Source organism: Flavobacterium buctense, assembly GCF_014486695.1.
In the GTDB taxonomy this organism is placed as follows: Bacteria; Bacteroidota; Bacteroidia; order Flavobacteriales; family Flavobacteriaceae; genus Flavobacterium; species Flavobacterium buctense.
Genome location: NZ_JACTAB010000003.1, coordinates 225,536 through 249,964 on the forward strand (window position 1 = coordinate 225,536; position 24,429 = coordinate 249,964).

A 24,429-nucleotide genomic window follows, 5' to 3' on the forward strand; every position below is an offset into this window, starting at 1 on the left:
AAACAGTTGCTATGAAAAATTGGTTTTACAGACTCGCTATTGTATTGCTTTTGCTAGGCCCAATTGCCTGCTATAGCTTTACCTTTTCGGTAACCCCAACCAATGAAACTTGTGCAGGTAATGGGACTTTAACCTTTAATGTTTCTAATCCTGATCCTTCGGGTTCTATCGTTTATATTGTTTATAAACTCCCCAATCTTACTACGCCTTATGCCTCTTTAACAACCAATTTCTTAAGCGGACTCACAGCCGGTACTTATCGTGTGGTAGCCCGAGAAACCGTTGGTGGCAACACCACAATTCAAGAAGTCGATGTTACCATCAACAGTGTTTTGGTACCACTTGTATATACAGTGCAATCCGTTAACCAAGCTTGTTCAAATACTAGTCTAGTCACGGTTACAGTCAGCTCCGGTTCAGCGGCCAGTTATGAAATCTTTTTTGGTCCGGCGACCTTTCCCATACAAACTTCAAATGTGTTTTCCGGTGTACCTGCCGGCACTTACAGAATCAGGGTGATTGACCATTGTGGCAATGCAGTGGTTCAAACTTTTATTGTTTCTGTAAACCCAAACAATCTGAATATTGGCGCACCGGTTTATTCAGAAACTACTCCGCCTTCTTGTACCCAAATAATAGTTGCCAATACCTTAACACCCTCACCGGGAAATACTATTGCTTATCCGCTCACGGTGCTGTATACCATTTACCTACCAAGCGGCACTACTGATACTGTACAAGTAGTCTTAAATTCGGGAAACCCTACTTCCGCGGTGCTCTCCCAAACCTTTCCATTCTTTATCAATGAGGAGTATACTTATGAAATGACGATTACCGATGCTTGTGGCATAACCTCTTCCGGTACTTATGCGATAAGTAACCTCATTACCTTGGAATCTACAGTAGAGGATTTGGAATGCCTATATTTTTTTGTACTCAATGTGGGTAATTTTGCCGGTTCTTACACCCTTACTTTCGATGCCTTTCCTGCGGGCTTTAACCCTACTGATTTTAATACCGCTTATCCCGGACCGTTTTCGCTACCGAGTGTAACTTTCGGCAGCGACACGCAATCGGTTCCCGAAGGCAATTATACCGTAACCGTAACCGACCCCTGCGGCAAAACGGAAACCATAGATTTCGAAGTGGTCTACGAACCGCCTTTGGCCAATATGGTGGGCAACAACAATGGCTGTCAATCGGCTAATGGTCAAATCATAGGTTTTGTTGAAGGTCGGGATATTATTAACGCAGTCATAACGGTTGCACCGGCAGCCTATTCCTTTCCGCTTCCTCATGATGTAAGCGCCTTAATTAACGCAGGTGGGGTTTTGGTTGTCAGTCCGGTTCCTGTAGGCGATTATACCCTAGTAGTTACTGATGAATGCGGCTATGTTCATGACCCGCTGCAAGTTACTGTACCGGTCTATTCAGATGTTGGGGTTACTACCAATATCCTGCAAGGTTGTGGTCGGGGTCGAGGAGCTATTGAAATGATCAGTGGCAATGGAAATCTGACTTCGGTGAGTATTGTCAATGCGCCGAGCACCTTTCCTTTTGTACTGCCTTATGATATTTCCAATCATATAGTGGCTTCAGGAAAACTCTATTTTAATGATTTGCCGGCCGGAAATTATACCTTCAGAACAACAGACAATTGTGGTTTTGTGAACAATACCCCTATAGTTATTGAAGGCTATACCGTAACCGTGAGTGACTATTCCCTAATAATAGGCTGTGGCGCCTTTGATCTTCCGCTCACTTTTCTCAGCAATATTACTGTTGGGGAAACCTTTTGGCTCCAAAAATTACTCTATCCCGCAACCGGAATATGGGGCCATCCGGAGACAGAAGCCCCTTATAGTCCGGGAAACATACCCGATGCGGTCACCGGAATTGAATTGTTGAATAACAGTATTAATCCCAACTTGATTTTCAATGGTACGTTTCGAATTGTACATCATTTTACTTCCTTCAACAACGGTAGTGATATGAACAACAATGTTGTGTCTAGTGAAATCAAAGACTGCATAGAAATCTTATCTCCTGAATTAACCTTTGACAGGGTTTTGGCGATAAATGATGTCTTTAGGGTTCCTTGTTCTACCAATGGAAATCTCGATGTAATTCTTTTTACCAGTGGCGAACCACCGTTGCAATTTACTATAGTTGAAAAAGATGGTTTGCCGTTTTTTATTGACAATGGATCGTCAAACATTTTTGTGAATTTGGAACCCGGGATTTATAAATTTCAAATCGAAGACAATTGTGGCAACACTATCATAAGAACCTTTGATGTCTCTGATTTAGAATCGCTGGTAGTGGTTTATCCAACATGCAATTTATTTAGTTGTTCGAATATCATTACGGGTAATGAAACTTTTAATTTAGCTTCACAAGCCGCTACCATTTTGGGAATCCAATCTCCTACGAATTATACCCTTTCCTATTTCACAAGCCAAGCCAATGCGGATAACAATATCAATCCTATTACCAACATTACTGCATTCAATCCTACTTCGAATCCCCAAACGATTTATGTGAGATTGATTTTTAATCAGTTTCCCAATTGTTATCAAACAGGTTCTTTTGAGGTGATTAGTGGTCAAAACCCTATTATCCCATTAAGTCCCGAATATTCCCTTTGTGACGGCCAGCCCGTGCTGCTTGATGCCGGTGTTGGCAATCTTCCATCCACAGCCTATTCTTGGTCAAACGGATTAAATACCAATGCCATAACCATCAGTGAAACAGGCACCACTAATGTGACAGTTACTGCCACTAACACTTATGGCTCTTGCAACAATGTGCCACAAACCTGTACTGTTTCCAAGGATATAGTTGTAAATATTGCCATTGTTCCTGAGATTGACTACATCACGTTAAATGACTGGACTGCTGATGAAAACAGCATTACTATTGTGACCACCCAATCGGGTGATTTTGAATATTCTATTGATGGCGAAAACTATCAAGTAGACAACAGTTTTACGCAATTATCACCCGGACTTTATACGGTTTATGTTCGAGACATCGCAGGTTGCCGAGTTGTTACACAAGTAGTATGGCTGCTGAATTACCCGCATTATTTTACCCCTAACGGCGATGGGATTCATGATTATTGGTCCATCAAGAATTCGGAAAACGAACCCCATTTTCAAGTGTATATTTATGACCGTTACGGAAAACTCATCACCGGATTCCCATCGGGAAGTGTTGGTTGGGATGGAACGCTCAATGGAAGACAATTATTTTCAGACGACTATTGGTTTGTGGTGCAAAGAGAAGATGGTCGACTATTGAAAGGTCATTTTACTTTGAAACGATAATCCAAAGGGCAATCTTATCTTTTGAGTTTAAAAACTAGGAGATGGTCTAATGCTGTACAAATCAACTCAATTCCTATACTTCCTTTATAGTAAAGCGCATCCCAACTAAATCGATATAGTATTTTAAAAAATTGCGTCTTTACTAATCAACTTTACAAAAATTATCACTACTTTTATAACACCCCAATCTTGTCATGCATACAAAATTAGTAACCAAAACCACCAATTTATGAAAAACAAGATGTTAAAAGGTATCGTTCTTAGTATCGTATCTATTTTATTTTTTGCTTGCGAATCCAAAAAAGTAGAAGCAGTAGCTATAGACAAAGAACAAATCAAAAATGAAATTCAAGCCATTGAAAACAAAATGGCAGAAATGTTCAACGACAGAACAGTAAAAGCCGAAGAATATTATGCTGAAGATGCCATTAGTTTTTCTCAGAACAAACTGCCTTTAGAAGGTAAGACTGCTATTGAAAAATCAATTAAAGAGGACTTAGAGAATTTTCCAAAAGGGTATCAAATTGCTTTTGTAGTCAATGAAATTTTCCCTTCCAATGATGGAATTCAAGTGGTTGAAATAGGTAATTACAGGGTTTCCGATTCTACCAGTACACCGCTATACACCGGAAATTATATTGCAGTTTTTGAAAAAAGAGACGGTAAATATGTCTGCATCCGAGATATGTCGGCTTCAGATAAAAATAAAAACGAAGAAACTGAAAAAGAATAACAACAACTCTCTTATAGTTTATAAAGCACTTCTTTTGAGGTGCTTTTTTTATCTTTACCAAAAACAAATTCATGTCTAAACTTCCTCATATCGGCACAAGTATATTTACCGTCATGTCGCAAATGGCAACGGAACATCAGGCCATCAACTTATCACAAGGTTTCCCAAATTTTCCGGTAAATGAACAATTGACCGAAATACTTTCCCGACTGGCTAAAACCAATATCCACCAATACACCCCCATGAGCGGTTTGCCTTCCCTTTTGGATAAAATTGCCATTTTAACTAAACAATCTTATGGCAGAACCGTTTCTCCAAAAGAAGAGATTTTAATCACTGCCGGTGCCACCGAAGGTATATTTGCCACCATTCAAGCATTGGTAAAAGCCAATGAAGAAGTACTAATCCTTGACCCAAGTTATGACTGTTACGAAGCACCGATTTTATTGAGCCAAGCCAAACCAATCAGAGTTTCGCTCAACAATGATTTTACACCCAATTGGGAAGTGATTTCGGCGGCAGTCAATGAAAAAACCAAACTTATCATTACCAACAATCCTCACAATCCAACCGGAAAAATGTGGTCAGAAGATGATTTTGTTCATTTGGAAAAATTAGTTGATGCCTACCCTAACCTTCTGGTGCTTTCCGATGAAGTCTATGAATACATTACTTTTGAACAACCACATATATCAGTACATCACCGTCCAAAATTATGGGATCGAAGTATTTCTGTTTCGTCTTTCGGAAAGTCATTTCACATTACCGGTTGGAAAATAGGCTACGTTATTGCACCGGATTACATAATGAAAGAAATTAAAAAAGTACACCAGTTCTTGGTTTTTAGCGTTAGTAGCATTGCCCAACATGTACTAAACGAATATATCGATTTGGTGGATGTGAAAGCGTTGGGGCAATTCTACCAACAAAAAAGAGACTTTTTCCGAAACCTTATTAAAAGTACAAGATTAACATTATTGCCTTGTGAAGGCACTTATTTTCAAGTGGCTTCCTATGCCAACATTTCGGATGAAAATGATTTAGACTTTACCAAAAGATTGGTCACAGAATTTGGCGTAGCCACTATTCCTATCTCTACTTTTTATGCCCAAGGCAATGACCTTAAATGCATTCGTTTTTGCTTTGCTAAAGATGAGGAAACGCTTCAAAAAGCAGCAGAACGTTTACTAAAATTATAGTTGTTTACTACAAGTCAACCTCATTTTAAAGTAAGTAAACTCAAAAAAATCTATTTTTGGAATATGAATTTACGGAAATCCTTTTTGACTTTAATCGCGATTGGCTTAGTTAGTGTTGGTTATACCCAAACATCATCAAACCAATTGTTGCAAAAAGGTTGGGCCGAACTTGTCAAAGATAACGAAACTGAAGCTTTCAAACATTTTTGGGAAGCCAATGAAAAAGCCACTAAAGAGAAAAACACCAAAGACAAAGCCGATGCGTTGTTTTATCTGGGTATTTGCTCATATGGTTCCAGTTTAGAAAAAGGACTTCAATTTGCCACACAGTCTTTAGACCAATACAAAAAACTGGAGAAAACCAACGCTGAAGAAGCTAAATTAGGCCGATACAAATGTTTGCAGCTCATCAGTACGATTTACAGTAGACAAAAAAAGTATGAAGATGCCAAGCGACTGAGTATGGAAGTCGTTACCGAACTCCAAGACAAAAAAGACAGCACCGGAACTTTGGGATTGGCTTACAGTAGTTTAGGAAGTTTATTTGAACTGGAAAATGAAACTAAAACTTCTGAAAAATATTTCAAATTGGCATTAGAACAATTCGAAAAACTAAACATTACCGCTTATTTACCGACAGCTTATCTTAAATTCGGAGAATTGGCAAAGCAAAAAAACCAAAGACAGAGCAGTCTAAACTACTTCAAAAAAGCACTTGAACTAGGCGAAAAAACCGAGAATAAACAAGCTCAGGTTCATGCTTTGATTGCATTGGGAAAATGGTATATGGATTTTGGAAACAATTTAATTGTACCCGAAAATTATCTTGATAAAGCCAGAATCATAGCTATACCTTTAACTGATAAATCATTTGAAATCAAAACTATAGAAGGTTTAATTGAACTAAAAAAGAAGCAAAACGATTTCCTAAAAGTGAGTCAATTACAAGAAGAGGTCATCCAAATTAAAGACCGTTTTTATTCTTTCGAAAGAGAACAAATCGTTAAAAGTTTGGAAGTACAATTTGAAGTATCGGAAAAAAACAGAAAACTCGAATTGATTTCCAAAGAGCAAGAAGTGTCAAAATTGACCAACTATCTTTTGATTACGTTATTGGTATTGTTGATTTTAATCTTTACGATTTTGTATTTATTTCTGAAAAGAATCAACAAACGCGACAAGCAATTGCTAAAAACCAAAGAAGAATTAGTGGCCTTAATGGAGGAGCAAAAAAGCTTAAAAGAACAACAATTTCATAACGATATTGAGCACAAAGAAAGCCAACTAAGTGCCGTAACGATTCAAATGATTGAGAAGAATGAGATTTTGGATGAAATCAAAAACATCATCAATAAAAAAGCACCCTATTCGGAAAGCGAACTCAAAAAGCTTGTCAGTAAATATACCATTCAAGACAACAACTGGCGTGACTTTGACCACTATTTTGAAAGTGTAAACAAAAACTTCTATACCCGTTTGAAACAAAAATATCCGGATATCAGTTCGAATGATTTGAAAATTTGTGCATTAATCAAACTAAACCTTTCGATTAAAGAAATGGCGTCCATACTCAATATTTCTCCGGATAGTGTCAAAACAGCACGTCACCGATTGAGAAAAAAACTGCAATTAAGTACTGAGGAAAATTTGACCGATTTCATATTAACTGTATAAAAATTAAGACAGAATAGCGGCTTGTTTACCTATTGTTTACCTAAATTTTGTGTGCCATTGAAATCTTATCAGTATTTTTGAATTTAGAAATGCTTGTAAAACGTTTCTATCAATCAAAAAATCAATTATGAAACAACTTTATCTTTTTTTAAGTTTGGTTTTATTGCTCACTTCAGCTGTAAATGCCCAAGTAATCAACGGAAATTTTGAAAATATAAAACCCAATCTTTTACCTAGCAATTGGGGAATGAATTTTGCGCAACCGGTAATAATAGATATCCCAAGCGGCGAAACAACTTCTGCCACAATTCAATACACTACCAGTATTCCTTCAATGGTTTATGCAACAACTGAGGCACAAAACGGTCAATATGCCATGGAAATATCCAATGCTTTCAACTCAACACAAAATGTTGTAATTCCGGGAAGCGCAACTATTTTTAGTGATGAAACGCAAGATTCCCCGGGTTGGAATGCCGGAATCCCAATAGCCGAAGGTGCTCAAGTGTATATGATTGGTTTTTACTATAAATTTTTACCTGTGGGCAATGACATAGGGGAAGCCAAAATTGAAGTTTTTGACACAAATGGGGAATTGATGGGTGATGCCGAAGTAGATATCATCGGAACCAATAGTCAATATGAATACATTTATATGCCGATTACTTTCACCTCTAATGCTATTAAAAGTTTTATGACCATCACATTTTCAATGGCTAAATCTGGTTCAACGCCAACTTTTGGCAGCCGATTAATAGTGGATAATGTGGTGACCAATTTTGCTGCCTTAAGCATTGATGAAAACACAAATCTAAATGAATTTAAGTTGTATCCGACTCTAGCCGACAATGAAATTAATATCATTCCGGGGCATCTACAAAGTGATTGGATTAACTACAAGATTATCAATCTTCAAGGAAAAATAGTAGCTCAAAACACAACCACCGATATAGCCAACTACCTCTATACCATGGATGTAAGTTCGTTAAGTTCGGGAATGTACTTTTTGCAAGTCAACACAAAAAAAGAAAGTATTATCCAAAAGTTCATCAAAAAATAAAAGTAACCCGTTAATTTAATGAACCGGATTGAAAATCGTCACTTCAATCCGGTTTATTTTTTTTCTGAAGACGAAGTTTATATCTTTACTAAAAAAATAAACTTTATGGATTTTTCAGCAAAAATGCTTCGCGATAATGCCTTGGCAGACAAAGTTATTGTAGTAACCGGTGGTGGTAGTGGACTAGGCAAAGCCATGACCAAATACTTTTTAGAATTAGGTGCCAAAGTCGCCATTACTTCTCGAGATATTGAAAAACTAAAAACCACGGCAACCGAATTAGAAGCCGAAACCGATGGAAAATGTTTACCCTTACAGTGCGATGTGCGTCATTATGACCAAGTTGAAGCGATGTTGGCTAACGTTTTAAAAACCTTTGGCAAAGTTGATATTTTATTGAACAATGCTGCCGGAAACTTCATATCGCCTACCGAAAGATTATCGGCTAATGCTTTTGACACCATTATTGATATTGTTTTAAAAGGCTCAAAAAATTGCACGTTGGCATTTGGTAAACATTGGATCAATACTAAACAAACCAATTGTAATGTATTGAATATTGTTACCACTTATGCTTGGACAGGTTCGGGTTATGTGGTACCAAGCGCAACTGCCAAAGCCGGTGTTTTAGCCATGACTCGTAGTTTAGCCGTTGAATGGGCCAAATATGGCATCCGTATGAACGCCATTGCTCCGGGACCATTTCCAACCAAAGGCGCTTGGGACCGATTATTACCGGGCGATTTAGCTGAAAAATTTGACATGGCTAAAAAAGTCCCTTTGCGTAGAGTTGGTGACCACCAAGAGTTAGCCAATTTAGCTGCATATATGGTCTCCGATTTCTCTGCTTACATCAATGGTGAAGTCGTAACTATCGATGGTGGCGAATGGCTGCAAGGCGCAGGACAATTCAATATTTTAGAAAAAATTCCCCAAGAAATGTGGGACATGTTGGAAGCGATGATTAAGAATAAAGGGAATAAGTAAAAGTGTTCAGTGTTCAGGTAGCAGTGCTCAGTAAGTTAAAAAAACAAGTCTAAATTTCGTTTAATCAGCCTACTGAAGACTAATTACTGAACACTGAACACTAGTCTCAAAACTTTACCTAAATGTTAACAAATAAGCCTTGACAAACCCATAATTAATCGTATTTTTACGGCTCAAAATTGATCATATATAAATGGGTAAAATCATTGCAATTGCCAACCAAAAAGGTGGTGTCGGGAAAACAACAACTTCAGTTAATCTTGCCGCATCACTAGGTGTTTTAGAAAAAAAAGTGTTATTAATTGACGCCGATCCTCAAGCGAATGCGAGTTCAGGTTTGGGTATCGATGTTGAAAATGTTGAAATTGGAACCTACCAAATTTTAGAACACAGCAATACACCGGCAGAAGCAATAATCTCTTGCTCAGCACCTAATGTTTGGGTTATTCCGGCGCATATTGATTTGGTGGCTATCGAAATCGAATTGGTTGACAAAGAAAACCGCGAGTACATGCTGAAACAGGCTTTGGAAAGTATCAAAGACCAATACGATTATATACTCATTGATTGTGCTCCTTCACTAGGTTTATTGACTTTAAATGCTTTAACAGCTGCTGATAGTGTGGTAATTCCGATTCAATGTGAATATTTTGCATTAGAAGGCCTAGGGAAATTATTGAATACGATAAAAAGTGTCCAAAAAATACACAATCCCAACTTAGATATTGAAGGACTTTTACTGACTATGTATGACTCCCGCTTGCGTTTGTCTAACCAAGTAGTAGAAGAAGTTCAAAAACATTTCAATGACATGGTTTTTAAAACCATTATCCAACGCAATGTAAAATTGAGTGAAGCGCCAAGTTTTGGTGAAAGTATCATTAACTTTGATGCTACTAGCAGAGGTGCCACAAACTACTTGAGTTTGGCACAAGAAATTATCAAGAAAAACAGCAATTAAGCCATGGCAAAAGCGATAAAAAAACAAGCCTTAGGAAGAGGATTATCTGCCCTATTGAAAGATCCTGAAAATGATATCAAATCGGTGAATGATAAAAATGCCGACAAAGTAGTGGGTAATATTATCGAACTAGACATTGAATCGATTGAAATCAATCCGTTTCAGCCGAGAAGCAATTTCAATGAAGAATCTTTACAAGAACTAGCTTCATCTATTAAGGAATTAGGGCTTATCCAACCGATTACCGTTCGCAAATTAGATTTTAATAAATACCAATTGATTTCGGGAGAACGCCGTTTGCGCGCTTCTAAATTAGTAGGATTAACAACCGTTCCGGCATACATCAGAATTGCCAATGACAATGAGTCGTTAATTATGGCTTTGGTAGAAAACATCCAACGTCATGATTTAGATCCTATTGAGATTGCCTTGTCTTATCAAAGATTAATTGACGAAATTCAATTGACCCAAGAACAAATGAGCGAGCGCGTTGGAAAAAAACGATCTACAATCACTAACTACTTAAGATTGTTGAAATTAGACCCGATTATCCAAACCGGTATAAGAGATGGATTTATCAGTATGGGACATGGTCGTGCCATTATCAATATCGAAAATCAAGACGTTCAAACCGATATTTACCAAAAAATTGTCAGCCAAAACCTTTCCGTTCGTGAAACGGAAGCCTTGGTGAAAAATTACCAAAACAGTTTGAAACCCGCTTCGGCTAAAGCCAAAAAAGGAGACGGTTTTGCCATTGCCGAAGACCAGAAAAAAGCCATAACCAATTTCTTTGGTACCAAAATCGACGTTAAAATTGCCGGAAACGGTAAAGGAAAAATCACCATTCCTTTTCACTCAGAAGAAGATTTTAACCGCATTATTAAATTAATCAAAGGTTAGTGAATAAACTACTGTACATACTTTTTCTTTTTATGCTGTTGGGAAATCATAGCCTTTTTTCACAAGAAGTGATTAACGGTTTAGTAGTTACCGATACCACTAAAATGAAGGAAATTGATCCTTTAACTCCTGCAAAAGCTGCCTTTTACTCAGCTATATTACCGGGTTTAGGTCAGGCTTACAACAAGAAATACTGGAAAATACCCATCGTTTACGGCGCTATCGGAACGAGTATGTATTTCTACCTTGACAATAACAAAAAATACCACAGTTATCGAGATGCTTACAAAAGAAGATTGGCTGGTTTTAATGATGACCAGTACCAATATCTTGACGATTCTCGTTTGGTACAAGCCCAACGTTTTTACCAACGAAACAGAGACTTATCGCTGTTGGTAACCATAGGTTTTTATGTCTTAAATATTGTTGATGCCAATGTTGACGCCCATTTAATCCAATTTAATGTCAGCGACAAACTTTCGGTTGCTCCGGATGTTTACCAAAATGAATTTACGGCTAAACCCAATATTGGCCTAACTTTAAATTACAAATTCTAATGAAAATTGCACTTCTCGGATACGGAAAAATGGGGAAAGTGATTGAAAGAATCGCTTTAGAAAGAGGGCACGAAATCGTGTTGAAAAAAGACGAATCCAATACCTATGAAGGATTAGAAAATGCTGATGTTGCTATCGATTTTAGTGTGCCAATGGTAGCCGTTCAAAATATCTCTACTGCTTTCAACCAAGGAATTCCGGTGGTTTGTGGTACTACAGGTTGGTTAGAACACTATGAAGATGTTGTGAAAATATGCCAAGAGAAAAATGGGGCTTTTTTATACGGTTCCAATTTTAGTTTGGGCGTCAATTTATTCTTTGAACTCAACGATTATTTGGCCAAAATGATGGCGAAATTTTCTTCGGTTTACAAAGTGTCGATGGAAGAAATTCACCACACCCAAAAGCTCGATTCTCCCAGCGGAACGGCAATTTCATTAGCGAAAGGTGTTATCGAGAATTCAGCTTATGCTTCTTGGACAGAAGACACTGCTGCTGAAAACCAAATTCATATCGAAGCCAAACGTATAGAAAACGTTCCCGGAACGCACAGTGTTTACTATAGTTCGGATGTCGATTTTATCGAAATCAAACACGTTGCGCACAATCGCGAAGGCTTTGCTTTAGGAGCTGTTATGGCATCCGAATGGATTATCGGAAAAAAAGGAGTGTTTTCTATGAAAGATGTACTCGATTTGAAATAATAAAATTGTAACAAAAGCTTGGTTTGATAAACTTATAGCAAATAAACTTTTAAACCCAACATTATGTCAACATACCAATGGTTAGTGTTTTTCTTGATTGTTCAAGTCGTACACGGTTTAGGTACATGGAAATTATACGAAAAAGCAGGAAGAAAAAGATGGGAAGCTTTTGTGCCGGTTTACAATGCGATTGTTTTGATGAAAATCATTGGTCGTCCGACTTTATGGACCTTACTCCTATTTGTGCCCATCATCAATTTAATCATGTTTCCGGTAGTTTGGGTAGAAACTTTGAGAAGTTTTGGCAGAAAATCAACTGCTGATACTTGGTTAGGAATTTTCACCTTTGGCCTTTATATTTATTACATTAATTACACCCAAGAAGTAACTTACATAAGTGACCGTAGTTTAGTAGCAAGCACTAAAACCGGAGATACCATCAGCTCTATCCTTTTTGCCATTGTAGTAGCTACTTTAGTGCATACTTATGTGATGCAACCTTTTGTAATTCCGTCTTCCTCATTGGAAAAATCATTGTTAATTGGAGATTTTCTTTTTGTAAGTAAGTTTCATTATGGCGCCAGAACACCAATGACTTCGGTAGCCGCACCGATGGTGCACGACACATTGCCTTTTATAAAAACTAAATCTTACTTGTATGACGATGCTAATCCTGAATCATGGAAAAACAAATTACAACTTCCTTTTTTCAGATTTCCAGGGTTTGAAAAAATAGAAAATAGCGACATTGTTGTTTTCAACTGGCCAAGAGATACTTTATTTCACATGTACAAGCCAGCTGACAGAAGATATAGTAAGCCTACAGACAAAAAAACCAATTATGTAAAACGTTGTGTCGGAATTCCGGGTGACAGCTTGCAAATCAAAAATGGTGTTGTATTTATCAATGGTAAAGAATTACGATTACCAGAGCGAGCAAAGCCACAATTTAATTTTGAAATCAAATTAAAAGAAGACCTATCGCAAGAATTTCTTAACCAATACGACATCAAAGAATTTAATGTCCCGCTCAAAATTCAATCCAAGTTATGGGACAATACTGTGGTGAAGCAATACCTTGTGAATGAAGGGTATGATTTAACCGAAATAGCTAGAGATTCAACCGATATATTCATCATTGGAGCCATCGATGAAGAGTTAAAGCAAAAAATGGAACTGAATTATTCCAAAAGATATTTTCAGGCTAACCTAACACAAGAACTATCCGATAAACTTAAGAGCGATTCAAGAGTTGCTTCGGTAAACCGATATTTAAAAAAGGGTGCCGAAGATGGAATTTTTCCTGATTTCCCTGATGGAAAACCTTCTGTGACTAATACTTGGAACAGTGATAATTTTGGCCCCATATACATTCCGGAAGCCCGAAAAACGGTTACTTTAAACTTACAAACATTACCGTTCTACAAAATCATTATTTCAGAATACGAGAAAAATGATTTGAAAGTAAAAGGCAATGCTATTTACATCAACAACCAAATTGCGACTTCTTATACCTTCAAACAAAACTACTATTGGATGATGGGAGACAACAGAAATAATTCCTTAGACGCACGATATTACGGCTATACACCGGAAGACCATGTTGTTGGGAAACCTGTTTTTATTTGGATGAGTTGGGATACAAACGGAAGTGGATTGAACAAAATTCGTTGGGACCGACTATTCACTACTGTTAGTGGCGAAGGCCAACCGGAATCCTATCTTAAATACTTTTTAGGGTTAGTGGCTTTGTATGTATTAGGTGATTATTTCTGGAAAAAGAGAAAAGCAAAAGCATAGTTAAAAGTTCCGAGTTCCGAGATAAAACTGATTTGCATCCCGAAACTCGCAACCTAATCCAAATGAAAAACATCCTAATCCATCCCAGCTATTTTCCATCCGTTAGTCATTTTGTGGCCATGACTCAAAGTGATTTGGTGACATTTGAAATGGATGACAATTTTCAGAAACAGACTAACAGGAACAGAATGTACATTTACAGTCCGAATGGAATTCAGTTGCTCAACATTCCTATTAAACACAGTAAAACAGCCCATCAAAAGACCAAAGAGGTGCAATTGGAAACCGCTTTTGATTGGCAGAAACAACACTTTAAATCACTCGAAGCAGCCTATAGAACGTCGCCTTTCTTCGAATATTTTGAAGATGCTATTCGTCCGATATTCGAAAAGAAACACGAATTCTTGATGGATTTAAATTTTGAAACGATGTCGGTGGTCTCCAAATGTCTCGGACTCGAATTCGACTACAACGAAACCTCAGAATATTTTCATGAAGTGACCGATAAAATTGATTTCAGAAACTTAATTAATGGTAAAAAAGACGTTTCTGAGTTTGCGCCATATACACAAGTTTTTGGAGAAAAACACGGCTATTTGAACAACTTAAGTATTTTGGATTTATTGTTCAATGAAGGCCGATACGCATTGGATTATCTTCAGAAGCAACCATTATAATTACTCGGCAAAAGAAAGTCTGGTCATTATAGGAAAGTGATCGGAATTCTCAAACTTAGAGAAACTATTAAAACTCTTTACTTTCATCTTTTTATTGGCAAAAATATAGTCGATTCGCGCCGGATAATATTTGAATTTGTACGTTTGACCAAACCCATTTCCGGCTTCTTCAAAACAATCGTTCAAATCACCTTTAATGGTACGATAGATATACGAAAAAGCACTATTATTCATATCACCACATATAATCACCGGATATTGACACGCCTTTTTGTGGCGCACTAAGATGGCTGCTTGTTGTTCTTGCTTTTTAAAAGCATCCCTAATCCTGCCAAAAAGTTGTTGCGATTTATTTTGATTAATCACTTCAACATGTTCCTCTATTTCATTGACATCCGGAGAAATTTTTATCGATTGTAAATGGATATTATAAACACGAATAGTGTCTTTTCCCTTTTTGATATCGGCATAAATAATATTGTTTCCCGCTTCGGGAATTTTAAAATCGCCTTGATTGAATATGGGAAACTTAGAAAATATAGCTTGACCGGTTTTAATTTGTTTGCCTTCCATGAAAACCGCTTTGTATTTGTATACTCTTAAATCTACTTTGGCATTCTCTGAATATTCTTGTATACAAAGAATATCCGGATTTTGTTCATTGATAAAAGACAAAATGGTATCACCGATATGTTCATTCGGAAGCCAATCAAACAAGTTAAACAAGCGTACATTATAGCTCATTACGGTAAAATCTTTCTCTTCTTCCGGCAAGTCATTGGAAGAAAACTTATAGAATTTATTGATAAAGGTAATGCCCAATAATAAAACCAATCCTGAAAGCATCACTTGTCTTTTTAATTGAAGTAACCAATAAATAAAAAACAAAGCATTTATGATTAAGAAAAGTGGTAAAATCAAGGTTAAGACCGAAAGTAGCGGAAACAACTTAGGGGCTAAAAAAGGCAACACATAGGCAATAAAGGTCAATACAGTCACTACTATATTAAATCCAAAAACCACTTTGTTAAACCACGATAGTTTCTTCATTTACAATTTATTTCCCGGCTTTGAAAAGAAACTCTTTCTCTTCAGCAGTTAGGCTGTCATAACCCGATTGACTGATTTTATCTAAAATCTCATCAATTTGTTGCTGGGTTTTGTCTTTGGCAACAATTTTACTTTCTCTTTTAACCGTAGGCTTTTTGGGGTTGACGTGTACTTTTTTAAAGGGTGTAGCTTTCTTTGGGCTGAATAAATTAGCAAAAAAATCAATTACGGAACTCACTATCCGACTTAAATCGGTACCGTTTTGCAACAACTTGATGTAAATATAACCAAAAAAGGCGCCACTCAAATGCGCAATGTGTCCGCCGGTATTCCCTAATTGTATTTGCAATAAATCCAATAACAAAATAACGCCAGTAATGTGCCAAAGTTTGACATTGCCAATCAACAACAATCTAATTTCCATTAAAGGCTGATAAGTCGTTGTAGCGACCAACAAAGCCATGATGGCTGCCGAAGCACCAACCATAATCCAGGATTGTCCAAACAGATAAAAACTTAAAACATATACTATTCCGGCAAAAATTGCCCCTAAAAGATACAATCCCAGATATTGTTTTTGCGTAAAAAAAGTCAGATATAATCGACTGGCAAAATTCAATACCATCATATTGAAAAACAAATGCAGAAATCCGTCATGGAAAAAGGCATACGTCAATAAAGTCCACGGCTTGTATACAATAGCCAAAGGTTCAGAAGAAACAGCTAGCCAACTCGGATAATCAAAAACGCCCTGTTTAAATTGATAGAAAAACGGTATAGACAACAAGAAAATCCCAACATTCCAATAAATCATTTTATTGGCAATGCCGCCTATTTTGTATTGAAATTTTATATCCTCAATTATACTCATAATCTTAATACTATCCTACTGAACACTGACCACTAATTTTAATCCCAACGATTTTTATTGAATGAATTCCTCTTCCAATACCACATCATTATAAATCCGGTTAAAGCACCGCCGACATGGGCAAAGTGAGCCACACCGGTTCCGCCACTACCGAATATTGAACTGCCTTTGAATCCTAAAAATAAATCGACCGCCAATAATCCAGGCACGAAATATTTAGCTTTAATTGGAATCGGAATAAACATAATCCCTAATTCAGCATTAGGAAACATAAAAGCGAAAGCCGTTAATAAACCATAAATGGCTCCGGAAGCGCCAACCGCAGGAACTAAATAACTTGACATCATGTTACTGAAATCGCTTAAAGGAATAATGTTCTCCCAATTGGTATCGTATTTTCCTTCTGCCAAAGTTTTTAAAACATAAGCTTGGTCTTGACCATTTTCAACTAATAAATTTACACCTTGGTGAAAAGTATAATAATTCATTCCCATGTATAATAAAGAAGCACCTATTCCACAAGAAATGTAAAAGAATAAGAATTTTTTTGAACCCCAATAATGCTCCAAGGCACTTCCAAAAGAATACAAAGCAAACATATTGAAAAGAATATGCATAAAGTTGGGTATTTTAGCATGCATAAACATACTCGTCAAGGGTTGCCAGTACCTAAAACTAGGGTTCTCAGGATAATACAAAGAAAACAATTGGTAAGCCACATCGCCTACATAATTGGACCCAATATAAAATATAATATTGATAATCAGTAACTGCTTTACAGTTTCGGTCATTCGCATCATAAGCTGAATTTTTTATCTAAATCTTCCACACTCATCGTGATGAAAGTTGGTTTTTGAAACGGCGACACATTCGGTTCTTTGCAAGCAAACAGATTGTGCACCAAATTTTCTTGTTCTTTTTCGGTTAAATACGTTCCGGTTTTAATCGCCAAACTCCTGGCCATCGACTTGGCAATGGTGTCATTTTGAGAAAAACTATTGTCCGGAATGCCGTCTTGTAAATCACTCAACAACTCTTCCAAAACAATAGAAATCTCACTTTCGGTCACATTGACAGGCAAACCCGAAATGAGCACATTGTCTTCTTCGATAGCTTCAAAAACAAAACCCGTGTTTTCCAAGGACGTTTTTAATTCGGCTAACAATTCCACTTCGTCTGAAGAATAAAACAACTGCAGCGGAAACAGCAATTGCTGACTCGAAGCTTGTTTAACGGTCATGCTCGTTAGAAATTCTTCGTATAAAACCCTTTCGTGCGCTCGTTTTTGATTGATAATCACCATTCCCGATTTGATTGGGCTGACTATATATTTTTTATGGATTTGGTAAGTGCGCTTGACTTCCTGCTCAATTTCATTTTCTTCGAATAAAGAAGAAGTCACCGCCTCATTATTTTCAAAAGTCATTTCGGCAATCTCTTGTCCGGCTTGCTTTAAACCCACATACAAGCTTTCCCAACTCGGTTGCGCTTCGGTTTTTTTATAATTGGAAGACGAAGCAAAAGATTTACTCGGCTGTTTGTCTTCCGAAAACGGATTATAACTTCTATCGACTTGAATCGTAGGATATTCGGCGTCTTTATTTTGGTATTGATAAGGTGTGTCTAAATTCGGGTCACGGTCGAAATCCAATACCGGCGCAACATTAAATTGTCCTAAACTGTGTTTGATGGCCGAACGTAAAATCGCATATAATGCATGTTCATCGTCAAACTTAATTTCCGTTTTGGTTGGATGAATGTTGATATCAATTGTGTGTGGCGGAACGTCTAAGTATAAAAAATAACTTGGTTGCGCACCGTCTTTTAACAAGCCTTCATAAGCCGCCATTACCGCATGATGCAAATAACCGCTTTTGATAAATCGATTGTTGACAAAGAAGAATTGCTCGCCTCGGTTTTTCTTTGAAAATTCGGGCTTACCAATAAAGCCTTGTAGGTTTACGATTTCGGTATCTTCCTTTACAGGCACCAATTTTTCATTGGTTTTACCCGAAAATATATTGACAATGCGTTGTCTGAAATTGGAAATCGGTAAGTTGAACATTTCACTGCCGTTGTGGTACATCGTAAAATGAATGTTTGGATGCGCCATGGCAACACGCTGGAATTCATCCACAATGTGGCGTTGTTCAACGGTTTCCGACTTCAAAAAGTTTCTTCTGGCCGGAATATTAAAAAACAAATTCTTCACCGCAAACGAAGTGCCTTTGGGCAAAACTGCCGGTTCTTGTGACACAAATTTGCTGCCTTCAATGATAATGTGAATCCCTAATTCTTCTTGATCTTGTTTGGTTTTCATTTCCACATGCGCAATCGCCGCAATAGAAGCCAAAGCTTCTCCTCGAAAACCTTTGGTGTGTAAAGAAAATAAATCTTCCGCTTGACGGATTTTAGAAGTCGCATGACGTTCGAAACACAATCGCGAATCGGTGACACTCATTCCTAACCCATTGTCTATGACTTGTACCAATGATTTTCCGGCATCTTTGATGATGAGTTTGATATCGGTGGCTTTGGCATCGACTGCATTTTCCAATAGTTCTTTGACTACCGACGCCGGTCTTTGGACCACTTCGCCGGCGGCAATTTGATTGGCAACATGATCAGGAAGTAATTGAATTATGCTCGACATTCTTTAGTATTCAGTGTTTTGTAAAGGTTTCAGTTTTTGGGTAACCGAAGTTAGCAAATTTAACGAAAAACTATTGGGATTTTTAGTTAATAATTGGCTAAAAATAAAAAACCTATTCACAATGGAATAGGCTTCGATTTTATATTGAAAAGGAATAAAACTACATTGTCTTTCTCCTTAAGTCAGCCATTTTTATCGCGGCGATAGCAGCTTCCGTTCCTTTGTTCCCGTGAACACCACCACTTCTGTCGATAGATTGTTGTTCGTTGTTATCGGTAAGCAAACAAAAGATAACGGGCACATCGGTTTGTACATTCAAATCTTTAATACCTTGGGTTACACCTTCGCATACAAATTCGAAATGCATCGTTTCGCCTTTAATCACACAGCCAATAGTAATCACCACATCGACTTCTTGGGTAACAATCATTCTTTGTGCGCCGTAAACCAATTCAAAACTTCCGGGTACATTCCAACGAATGATATTATCCGGCAAAGCGCCACAGTCTAGTAAAGCGGCTTCAGCACCGTTAAACAAACCGTTAGTAATGTGATCGTTCCATTCTGAAACCACTATTCCAAACCGAAAGTCCTTCGCGTTTGGCAATGCGTTTTTATCATAGTTGGATAAGTTTTTATTTGCTGTTGCCATAATGTATTGTTTAAAATAAAAAAGGATTAAAGATACCATCCTTAATCCTTTTTTTAAATACTTTTTTCTGATTTATTGTGCTAGACCGATCAAAGCATCGATTTGTTGTCCTTCCGGAGTCGTATCGAAATTGTCTTTGATTTCAGTAAAATATTTTAAAGCTTCCGCTTTATTCCCTGAAGCTAGAGCCGTTTTTCCTGCTTTTAATAAAAACCTTGGTCGAGTAAAATCATTAGTTAGATTAGCATCTGCAGCTTTTACATAAAAATCTAAAGCTTCTTTTTGTTTGTTTTGTTGTGCATATGCATCACCGATAGCACCTATGGCTAAAGCACTCAAAGTTACATCTTTCGAAGAAAACTTTTCTAAACTAGCTATTGCTTCAGCATATTTACCTGTATTAAGGTAAGCTATACCAGCCATATAGTTAGCTTGATTAGCAGCATCAGTTCCTGAATATTCTTCAGCAATTTTGATTACCCCAAATTTACCTTCTGAACCATTTAATACCAAATTAAATAATGAATCTGCTTTTACATCACCATCAACTGCTTTTTGGAAGTTTTGTTGTGCTGTAAATAACTCATCTGCTGCATTTTGTTGGTTTGGCTCAGCAATAAATTTTTCGTAAGCAAAATAACCTACAACAGCTAATACAACGGTAGCAAGCAAACCTAAAATCACTTTTTGATTTTTCGCAATAAAATCCTCTGCTCTTGAAGCTGACTCATCTAAAGTATCGAAAGCTTTTGCTGTTGTACTGTCTTTAGCATCAACATTTACATCTTCGATAAAATTATTGTCTAATTTCTCTTCTTTTTCTTTTGGTGATCTATATCCTCTTTTGTTAAAAGTTGCCATCTATTTTTAATTTAGTGTGCGCAAAAATAAAATTTTTATTCATATTTAAAAGCTATTTTTGTCGATATTTTTGAATAATTTACACCTCTTTACTTTAAGGAATGGGAATAACTGTAATAAATAACCCTATTCGGCTTATAAATAAGGAGTTTAAACACTAATTTCAAACAAAACCAAATTGTTTTTAAAACGAATATCAGTACTCAATTACAAGAATTTTTCAGATGCCACCTTCGAATTTGATGTCAAAATCAATTGTTTCGTTGGGAAAAACGGCATCGGAAAAACCAACCTATTAGATGCCATTTATCATTTGGCCAATGGTAAAAGCTATTTCAATCCGTTAGCGGTGCAAAACATCAAACACGGCGAAGAGTTTTTTGTAGTGGACGGCGAATTCGAAAAAAACGATCGCTCCGAACAAATTCTGTGCAGTCTGAAAAAAGGCCAAAAAAAAATCCTGAAACGCAACAGCAAACTCTACGAAAAATTCTCAGACCATATCGGTTTTATTCCCTTGGTGATTATTTCTCCGGCCGATAGAGATTTAATCATTGAAGGCAGTGAAACCCGCAGAAAGTTTATGGATAGTGTGATTTCTCAACTGGACAATGCTTATTTGCAACAACTCATCCAATACCAAAAAATCATCAGCCAGCGCAATGCTTTGCTAAAGTATTTTGCCTTAAATCACCTGTTCGAAAAAGACACCTTGAGTATATACAATGAACAGTTGGATATTTTGGGTAAAGCTATTTTTGAAAAAAGACAAAATTTCTTAACCGAGTTTATTCCGATTTTCAACCAATACCATCAGGAAATCTCGAATTCAGCCGAAACGGTACAATTGGTTTACCAAAGTGATTTATTTGAAAAAGACACTTTAACTTTATTAGAAGAAAACCTCAGCAAAGACAGGGCTTTACAATACACATCGGTTGGCGTACACAAAGACGATTTGTCTTTTGAAATCGATAATTATCCAATTAAAAAGTTTGGTTCTCAAGGCCAACAAAAATCTTTTTTAATCGCATTGAAATTGGCCCAATTTGATTTTGTCAAAAAACAAAGCGGTGAAAAACCAATTTTACTTTTTGATGACATCTTTGACAAACTGGATGAATTCCGCGTGAGCAAAATTATCGCAATGGTCAACAATGAAGAATTCGGACAATTATTTATTTCAGATACCCATCCGGAACGGACAGAAAATATCGTAAAAACAACCCATCAGAGTTATAAAATATTTAATTTGTAGTGTTGTTCTATTTTGTAATTTAGCTGAAAAATTGCTAAATATGAAATCCAAATTATTTTTGTTGCTATTGTTGAGCTGCCTCTTCTTAAGTTGTCAAGGGCAAACGGCAAAAAACATTCAAACATTAGATCCAAAAACTTACGCCGAAAAACTAAAAACAACCGAGAAACCCCAGTTGTTAGATGTTAGAACACCTCAAGAATATGAAGTTGAGCATCTTGAAAACGCCAATAATGTCAATATAAATAGTGCTGATTTTGCTACAAAAGTTGCACAATACGATAAAAACAAACCTATTTTTGTGTATTGCAAAGTAGGCGGAAGAAGTGCGCAAGCGGCTGATAAATTAGCGGAAATGGGGTTCAAAGAAATCTATAATTTAGAAGGTGGTATCATGAAATGGTCGGCCAACAACCTACCGAAGACTTCACAAACTACTCAGAATGTGAAAACCGGAATGACCTCTGAAGACTATCAAAAACTAATTACTTCCGACAAAAAAGTATTGGTTAATTTCACGGCAGTTTGGTGCGGTCCTTGCCAAAAAATGAAACCTTACGTGTTGAAATTACAAGAAGAACTGAAAGACCAAATAAAAATTGTCAGATTAGATGCTGATGAAAATAAAGCTTTAGTCGACGGAATGAAAATTGATGGCTTGCCAACCATAATTGTATACGACAACGGAAAAGAAGTTTGGCGAAATATAGGTTACATCACCGAAGAAGAACTCAGAAAACACTTGTAGTATGATAACCAAAGACGCCCTTCAGTTTCTCGAAGATTTAATAGCGAACAATACTACCGATTGGATGCATGCCAATAAAAAGAGGTATGAGAACTACAAGAAAGATTATCACAATTACATTGCCTCGCTTTTGGCGGAAATGAAACCCTTGGACAAAACTTTGGAACCGCTGGAAATCAAAAACTGTACGTTTCGCATCAATCGAGATATTCGTTTTTCCAAAGACAAATCGCCATACAAAACCAATATGGGCGTATGGTTTACCCAAAATAAATTCCGAAAAAACAGTCCGGGCTATTATATTCATTTTGAAAAAGGAAATTCCTTTATCGCCGGTGGTGTTTGGTGTCCGGAACCGGATGAATTGAAAAGAATACGAAAAGAAATAGCTTATTTCCACGAGGATTTGGAAGCTATCGTTGAAGACAAAAATTTCAAGACAGAGTTTTCTAACCTAACACGTGAGGAAAGCAACACATTAAAAAAAGCACCTAAAGATTTCGACCCGAATCATCCGGCTATAGAATTTTTAAAACTGAAAAGTTATACGGCTTCCGCCAAAATTGACGATGCCCTTTTTACCGACAAAGATTTTAGTAAAATGGTGGCTCAAAAACTAATCGCTTTGAAACCTTTAAATGACTTTTTAAACCGAGCTTTGGAAACCGAAGACTAAATCGATGGCAAAAAAAAGAATACTTTTCTTGGGTGAAACTTATCGAGCAGATGCTGTCACTTGGATGAATGGCCTGAAGGATTTTGGCGAGTTTGAAATTGTAACTTGGGAACTGCAAACCAAAAACCACGGCATTTACAGACTTATCAGAATACTGGAATTAACCAAAGCGTTTTTAACCATCAAAGGCATCGTAAAAAAGTTCAATGCCGATATGGTCATCGCTGAAAGAACAACCAGTTATGGGTACTTAGCAGCATTATCCGGAATTAGACCAATAGCGATTGCTCAACAAGGCATAACCGATTTATGGCCTATCAATTCTTTGTCATATCCGTTTAAAAAAATCATTCAAAAGTATGCTTACAGTAAGGCCGATTTAATACATGCCTGGGGAAGCGTCATGGCCAATCATATGATTGAAAGCGGTGTCGATATGTCGAAAGTAATGGTACTGCCAAAAGGAATCAACTTGGATTTATTTCAATTCAATGATGCCACTAATAACCAAAAAATTAATGCCATCATCACGCGGTCGCTTAATGCAGAATACCAACATGATTTAATTTTAAATGCTTTTGCCTTATTGAAACAGAAAAATATTCCTTTCAATTTGACCGTAATCGGAGATGGTATTGAATTGAAAAAACTACAAACATTAGCCAAAGAATTAAATATCGATAAAGAAGTAGCCTTTACAGGCAGAATTGATAACAACGATATCCCTACCTTTTTGCAAAAATCTAATTTCTATATCAGTATGCCCACAACCGAGGGTGTTTCGGCATCACTTTTTGAAGCAATGGCTTGTGGTTCTTTCCCAATTGTAAGTGATTTACCCGGCAATCGTTACTGGATAGAACAAAAAGTGAACGGAATACTTGTGCCTTCCGAAAATGCCCTTAAATTAGCGCAAGAATTAGAGTGGGCTTTTCAAAATACAGATTTTACCCGAAAGGCAATTATTGCCAACAGAGCGTTTGTAGAAGAAAATGCCAACTATGAAAAAAATATGAAGAAAATCGCTCTTAAATACCACGATTTGATCACCGCTAAATCAATCACTGTCTAGATTT

The 24,429-nt window shown here is 36.9% G+C and carries 22 protein-coding genes; 16 read left to right on the top strand and 6 right to left on the bottom strand.

The features are described 5' to 3' along the window. Window positions 1-11: 11 nt before the first annotated feature. From ICG50_RS06795 to ICG50_RS06850, 12 genes are all read left to right on the top strand, one after another. Window positions 12-3,329 (top strand): T9SS type B sorting domain-containing protein, encoded by a 3,318-nt coding sequence (locus tag ICG50_RS06795; protein ID WP_187660155.1) that lies wholly within the window; start codon window positions 12-14, stop codon window positions 3,327-3,329. A 229-nt stretch (window positions 3,330-3,558) separates the two neighbouring features. Beyond that, window positions 3,559-4,062 (top strand): YybH family protein, encoded by a 504-nt coding sequence (locus tag ICG50_RS06800; RefSeq protein ID WP_187660156.1) that lies wholly within the window; start codon window positions 3,559-3,561, stop codon window positions 4,060-4,062. A 71-nt stretch (window positions 4,063-4,133) separates the two neighbouring features. Then, window positions 4,134-5,261: a methionine aminotransferase gene (locus ICG50_RS06805; RefSeq protein ID WP_187660157.1), complete on the top strand. Its 1,128-nt coding sequence runs from the start codon at window positions 4,134-4,136 to the stop codon at window positions 5,259-5,261. A 63-nt stretch (window positions 5,262-5,324) separates the two neighbouring features. Then, window positions 5,325-6,935: a hypothetical protein gene (locus tag ICG50_RS06810; protein ID WP_187660158.1), complete on the top strand. Its 1,611-nt coding sequence runs from the start codon at window positions 5,325-5,327 to the stop codon at window positions 6,933-6,935. A 127-nt stretch (window positions 6,936-7,062) separates the two neighbouring features. Next, entirely contained in the window at window positions 7,063-7,995 is a 933-nt protein-coding gene (locus ICG50_RS06815; protein WP_187660159.1) for a T9SS type A sorting domain-containing protein, read from the top strand. Between the two features lie 105 nt (window positions 7,996-8,100). After that, the gene (locus ICG50_RS06820) at window positions 8,101-8,982 is read left to right on the top strand and encodes an SDR family oxidoreductase (protein ID WP_187660269.1); all 882 of its coding nucleotides are present in this window, start codon (window positions 8,101-8,103) and stop codon (window positions 8,980-8,982) included. A 193-nt stretch (window positions 8,983-9,175) separates the two neighbouring features. After that, complete coding sequence (locus ICG50_RS06825; protein ID WP_187660160.1) at window positions 9,176-9,943, top strand: ParA family protein; 768 nt, start codon at window positions 9,176-9,178, stop codon at window positions 9,941-9,943. Between the two features lie 3 nt (window positions 9,944-9,946). Next, window positions 9,947-10,846 carry a ParB/RepB/Spo0J family partition protein gene (locus ICG50_RS06830; RefSeq protein WP_187660161.1) on the top strand — a complete coding sequence of 300 codons (900 nt, stop codon included), beginning with the start codon at window positions 9,947-9,949 and terminating at the stop codon, window positions 10,844-10,846. Beyond that, complete coding sequence (locus ICG50_RS06835) at window positions 10,846-11,403, top strand: DUF5683 domain-containing protein (RefSeq protein ID WP_187660162.1); 558 nt, start codon at window positions 10,846-10,848, stop codon at window positions 11,401-11,403. Before ICG50_RS06830 ends, ICG50_RS06835 begins: the two co-directional genes overlap by 1 nt. Then, entirely contained in the window at window positions 11,403-12,107 is a 705-nt protein-coding gene (dapB, locus tag ICG50_RS06840; protein WP_187660163.1) for a 4-hydroxy-tetrahydrodipicolinate reductase, read from the top strand. Before ICG50_RS06835 ends, dapB begins: the two co-directional genes overlap by 1 nt. A gap of 63 nt (window positions 12,108-12,170) precedes the next feature. Beyond that, window positions 12,171-13,907 (top strand): signal peptidase I, encoded by a 1,737-nt coding sequence (gene lepB / locus ICG50_RS06845; protein WP_187660164.1) that lies wholly within the window; start codon window positions 12,171-12,173, stop codon window positions 13,905-13,907. A 62-nt stretch (window positions 13,908-13,969) separates the two neighbouring features. Beyond that, a complete protein-coding gene (locus ICG50_RS06850) occupies window positions 13,970-14,584 on the top strand; it encodes a WbqC family protein (protein WP_187660165.1) in 615 nt (204 codons plus the stop codon). On the opposite strand, the gene ICG50_RS06855 is transcribed toward ICG50_RS06850, so the two are convergent. The 6 genes from ICG50_RS06855 to ICG50_RS06880 all read right to left on the bottom strand — a co-directional run bounded on the left by ICG50_RS06855 (window position 14,585) and on the right by ICG50_RS06880 (window position 20,671). Beyond that, window positions 14,585-15,634 (bottom strand): endonuclease/exonuclease/phosphatase family protein, encoded by a 1,050-nt coding sequence (locus ICG50_RS06855; RefSeq protein WP_187660166.1) that lies wholly within the window; start codon window positions 15,632-15,634, stop codon window positions 14,585-14,587. Window positions 15,635-15,641: 7 nt separating this feature from the next. Further along, window positions 15,642-16,505 carry a rhomboid family intramembrane serine protease gene (locus tag ICG50_RS06860; protein WP_187660167.1) on the bottom strand — a complete coding sequence of 288 codons (864 nt, stop codon included), beginning with the start codon at window positions 16,503-16,505 and terminating at the stop codon, window positions 15,642-15,644. 38 nt (window positions 16,506-16,543) lie between these two features. Then, a complete protein-coding gene (locus ICG50_RS06865) occupies window positions 16,544-17,305 on the bottom strand; it encodes a rhomboid family intramembrane serine protease (RefSeq protein WP_187660168.1) in 762 nt (253 codons plus the stop codon). Then, entirely contained in the window at window positions 17,302-19,158 is a 1,857-nt protein-coding gene (gene mutL / locus ICG50_RS06870) for a DNA mismatch repair endonuclease MutL (protein ID WP_187660169.1), read from the bottom strand. The genes ICG50_RS06865 and mutL overlap by 4 nt, the downstream gene beginning before the upstream one ends. Before the next feature lie 160 nt (window positions 19,159-19,318). Then, window positions 19,319-19,810: a 6,7-dimethyl-8-ribityllumazine synthase gene (gene ribH / locus ICG50_RS06875; protein WP_187660170.1), complete on the bottom strand. Its 492-nt coding sequence runs from the start codon at window positions 19,808-19,810 to the stop codon at window positions 19,319-19,321. 72 nt (window positions 19,811-19,882) lie between these two features. Beyond that, window positions 19,883-20,671, bottom strand: a complete 789-nt coding sequence (locus ICG50_RS06880; protein WP_187660171.1) for a tetratricopeptide repeat protein — start codon at window positions 20,669-20,671, stop codon at window positions 19,883-19,885. 178 nt (window positions 20,672-20,849) lie between these two features. On the opposite strand from ICG50_RS06880, the gene recF reads away from it, so the two are divergent. From recF to ICG50_RS06900, 4 genes are read left to right on the top strand one after another with little or no spacing between them, the layout of a single operon-like run. Next, window positions 20,850-21,929 carry a DNA replication/repair protein RecF gene (recF, locus tag ICG50_RS06885; protein ID WP_187660172.1) on the top strand — a complete coding sequence of 360 codons (1,080 nt, stop codon included), beginning with the start codon at window positions 20,850-20,852 and terminating at the stop codon, window positions 21,927-21,929. Window positions 21,930-21,969: 40 nt separating this feature from the next. Beyond that, window positions 21,970-22,677, top strand: a complete 708-nt coding sequence (locus tag ICG50_RS06890) for a thioredoxin domain-containing protein (protein ID WP_187660173.1) — start codon at window positions 21,970-21,972, stop codon at window positions 22,675-22,677. A gap of 1 nt (window position 22,678) precedes the next feature. Continuing rightward, window positions 22,679-23,353 (top strand): DUF2461 domain-containing protein, encoded by a 675-nt coding sequence (locus ICG50_RS06895; protein ID WP_187660174.1) that lies wholly within the window; start codon window positions 22,679-22,681, stop codon window positions 23,351-23,353. Between the two features lie 4 nt (window positions 23,354-23,357). Further along, complete coding sequence (locus ICG50_RS06900) at window positions 23,358-24,425, top strand: glycosyltransferase (RefSeq protein ID WP_187660175.1); 1,068 nt, start codon at window positions 23,358-23,360, stop codon at window positions 24,423-24,425. Window positions 24,426-24,429 lie beyond the last annotated feature (4 nt).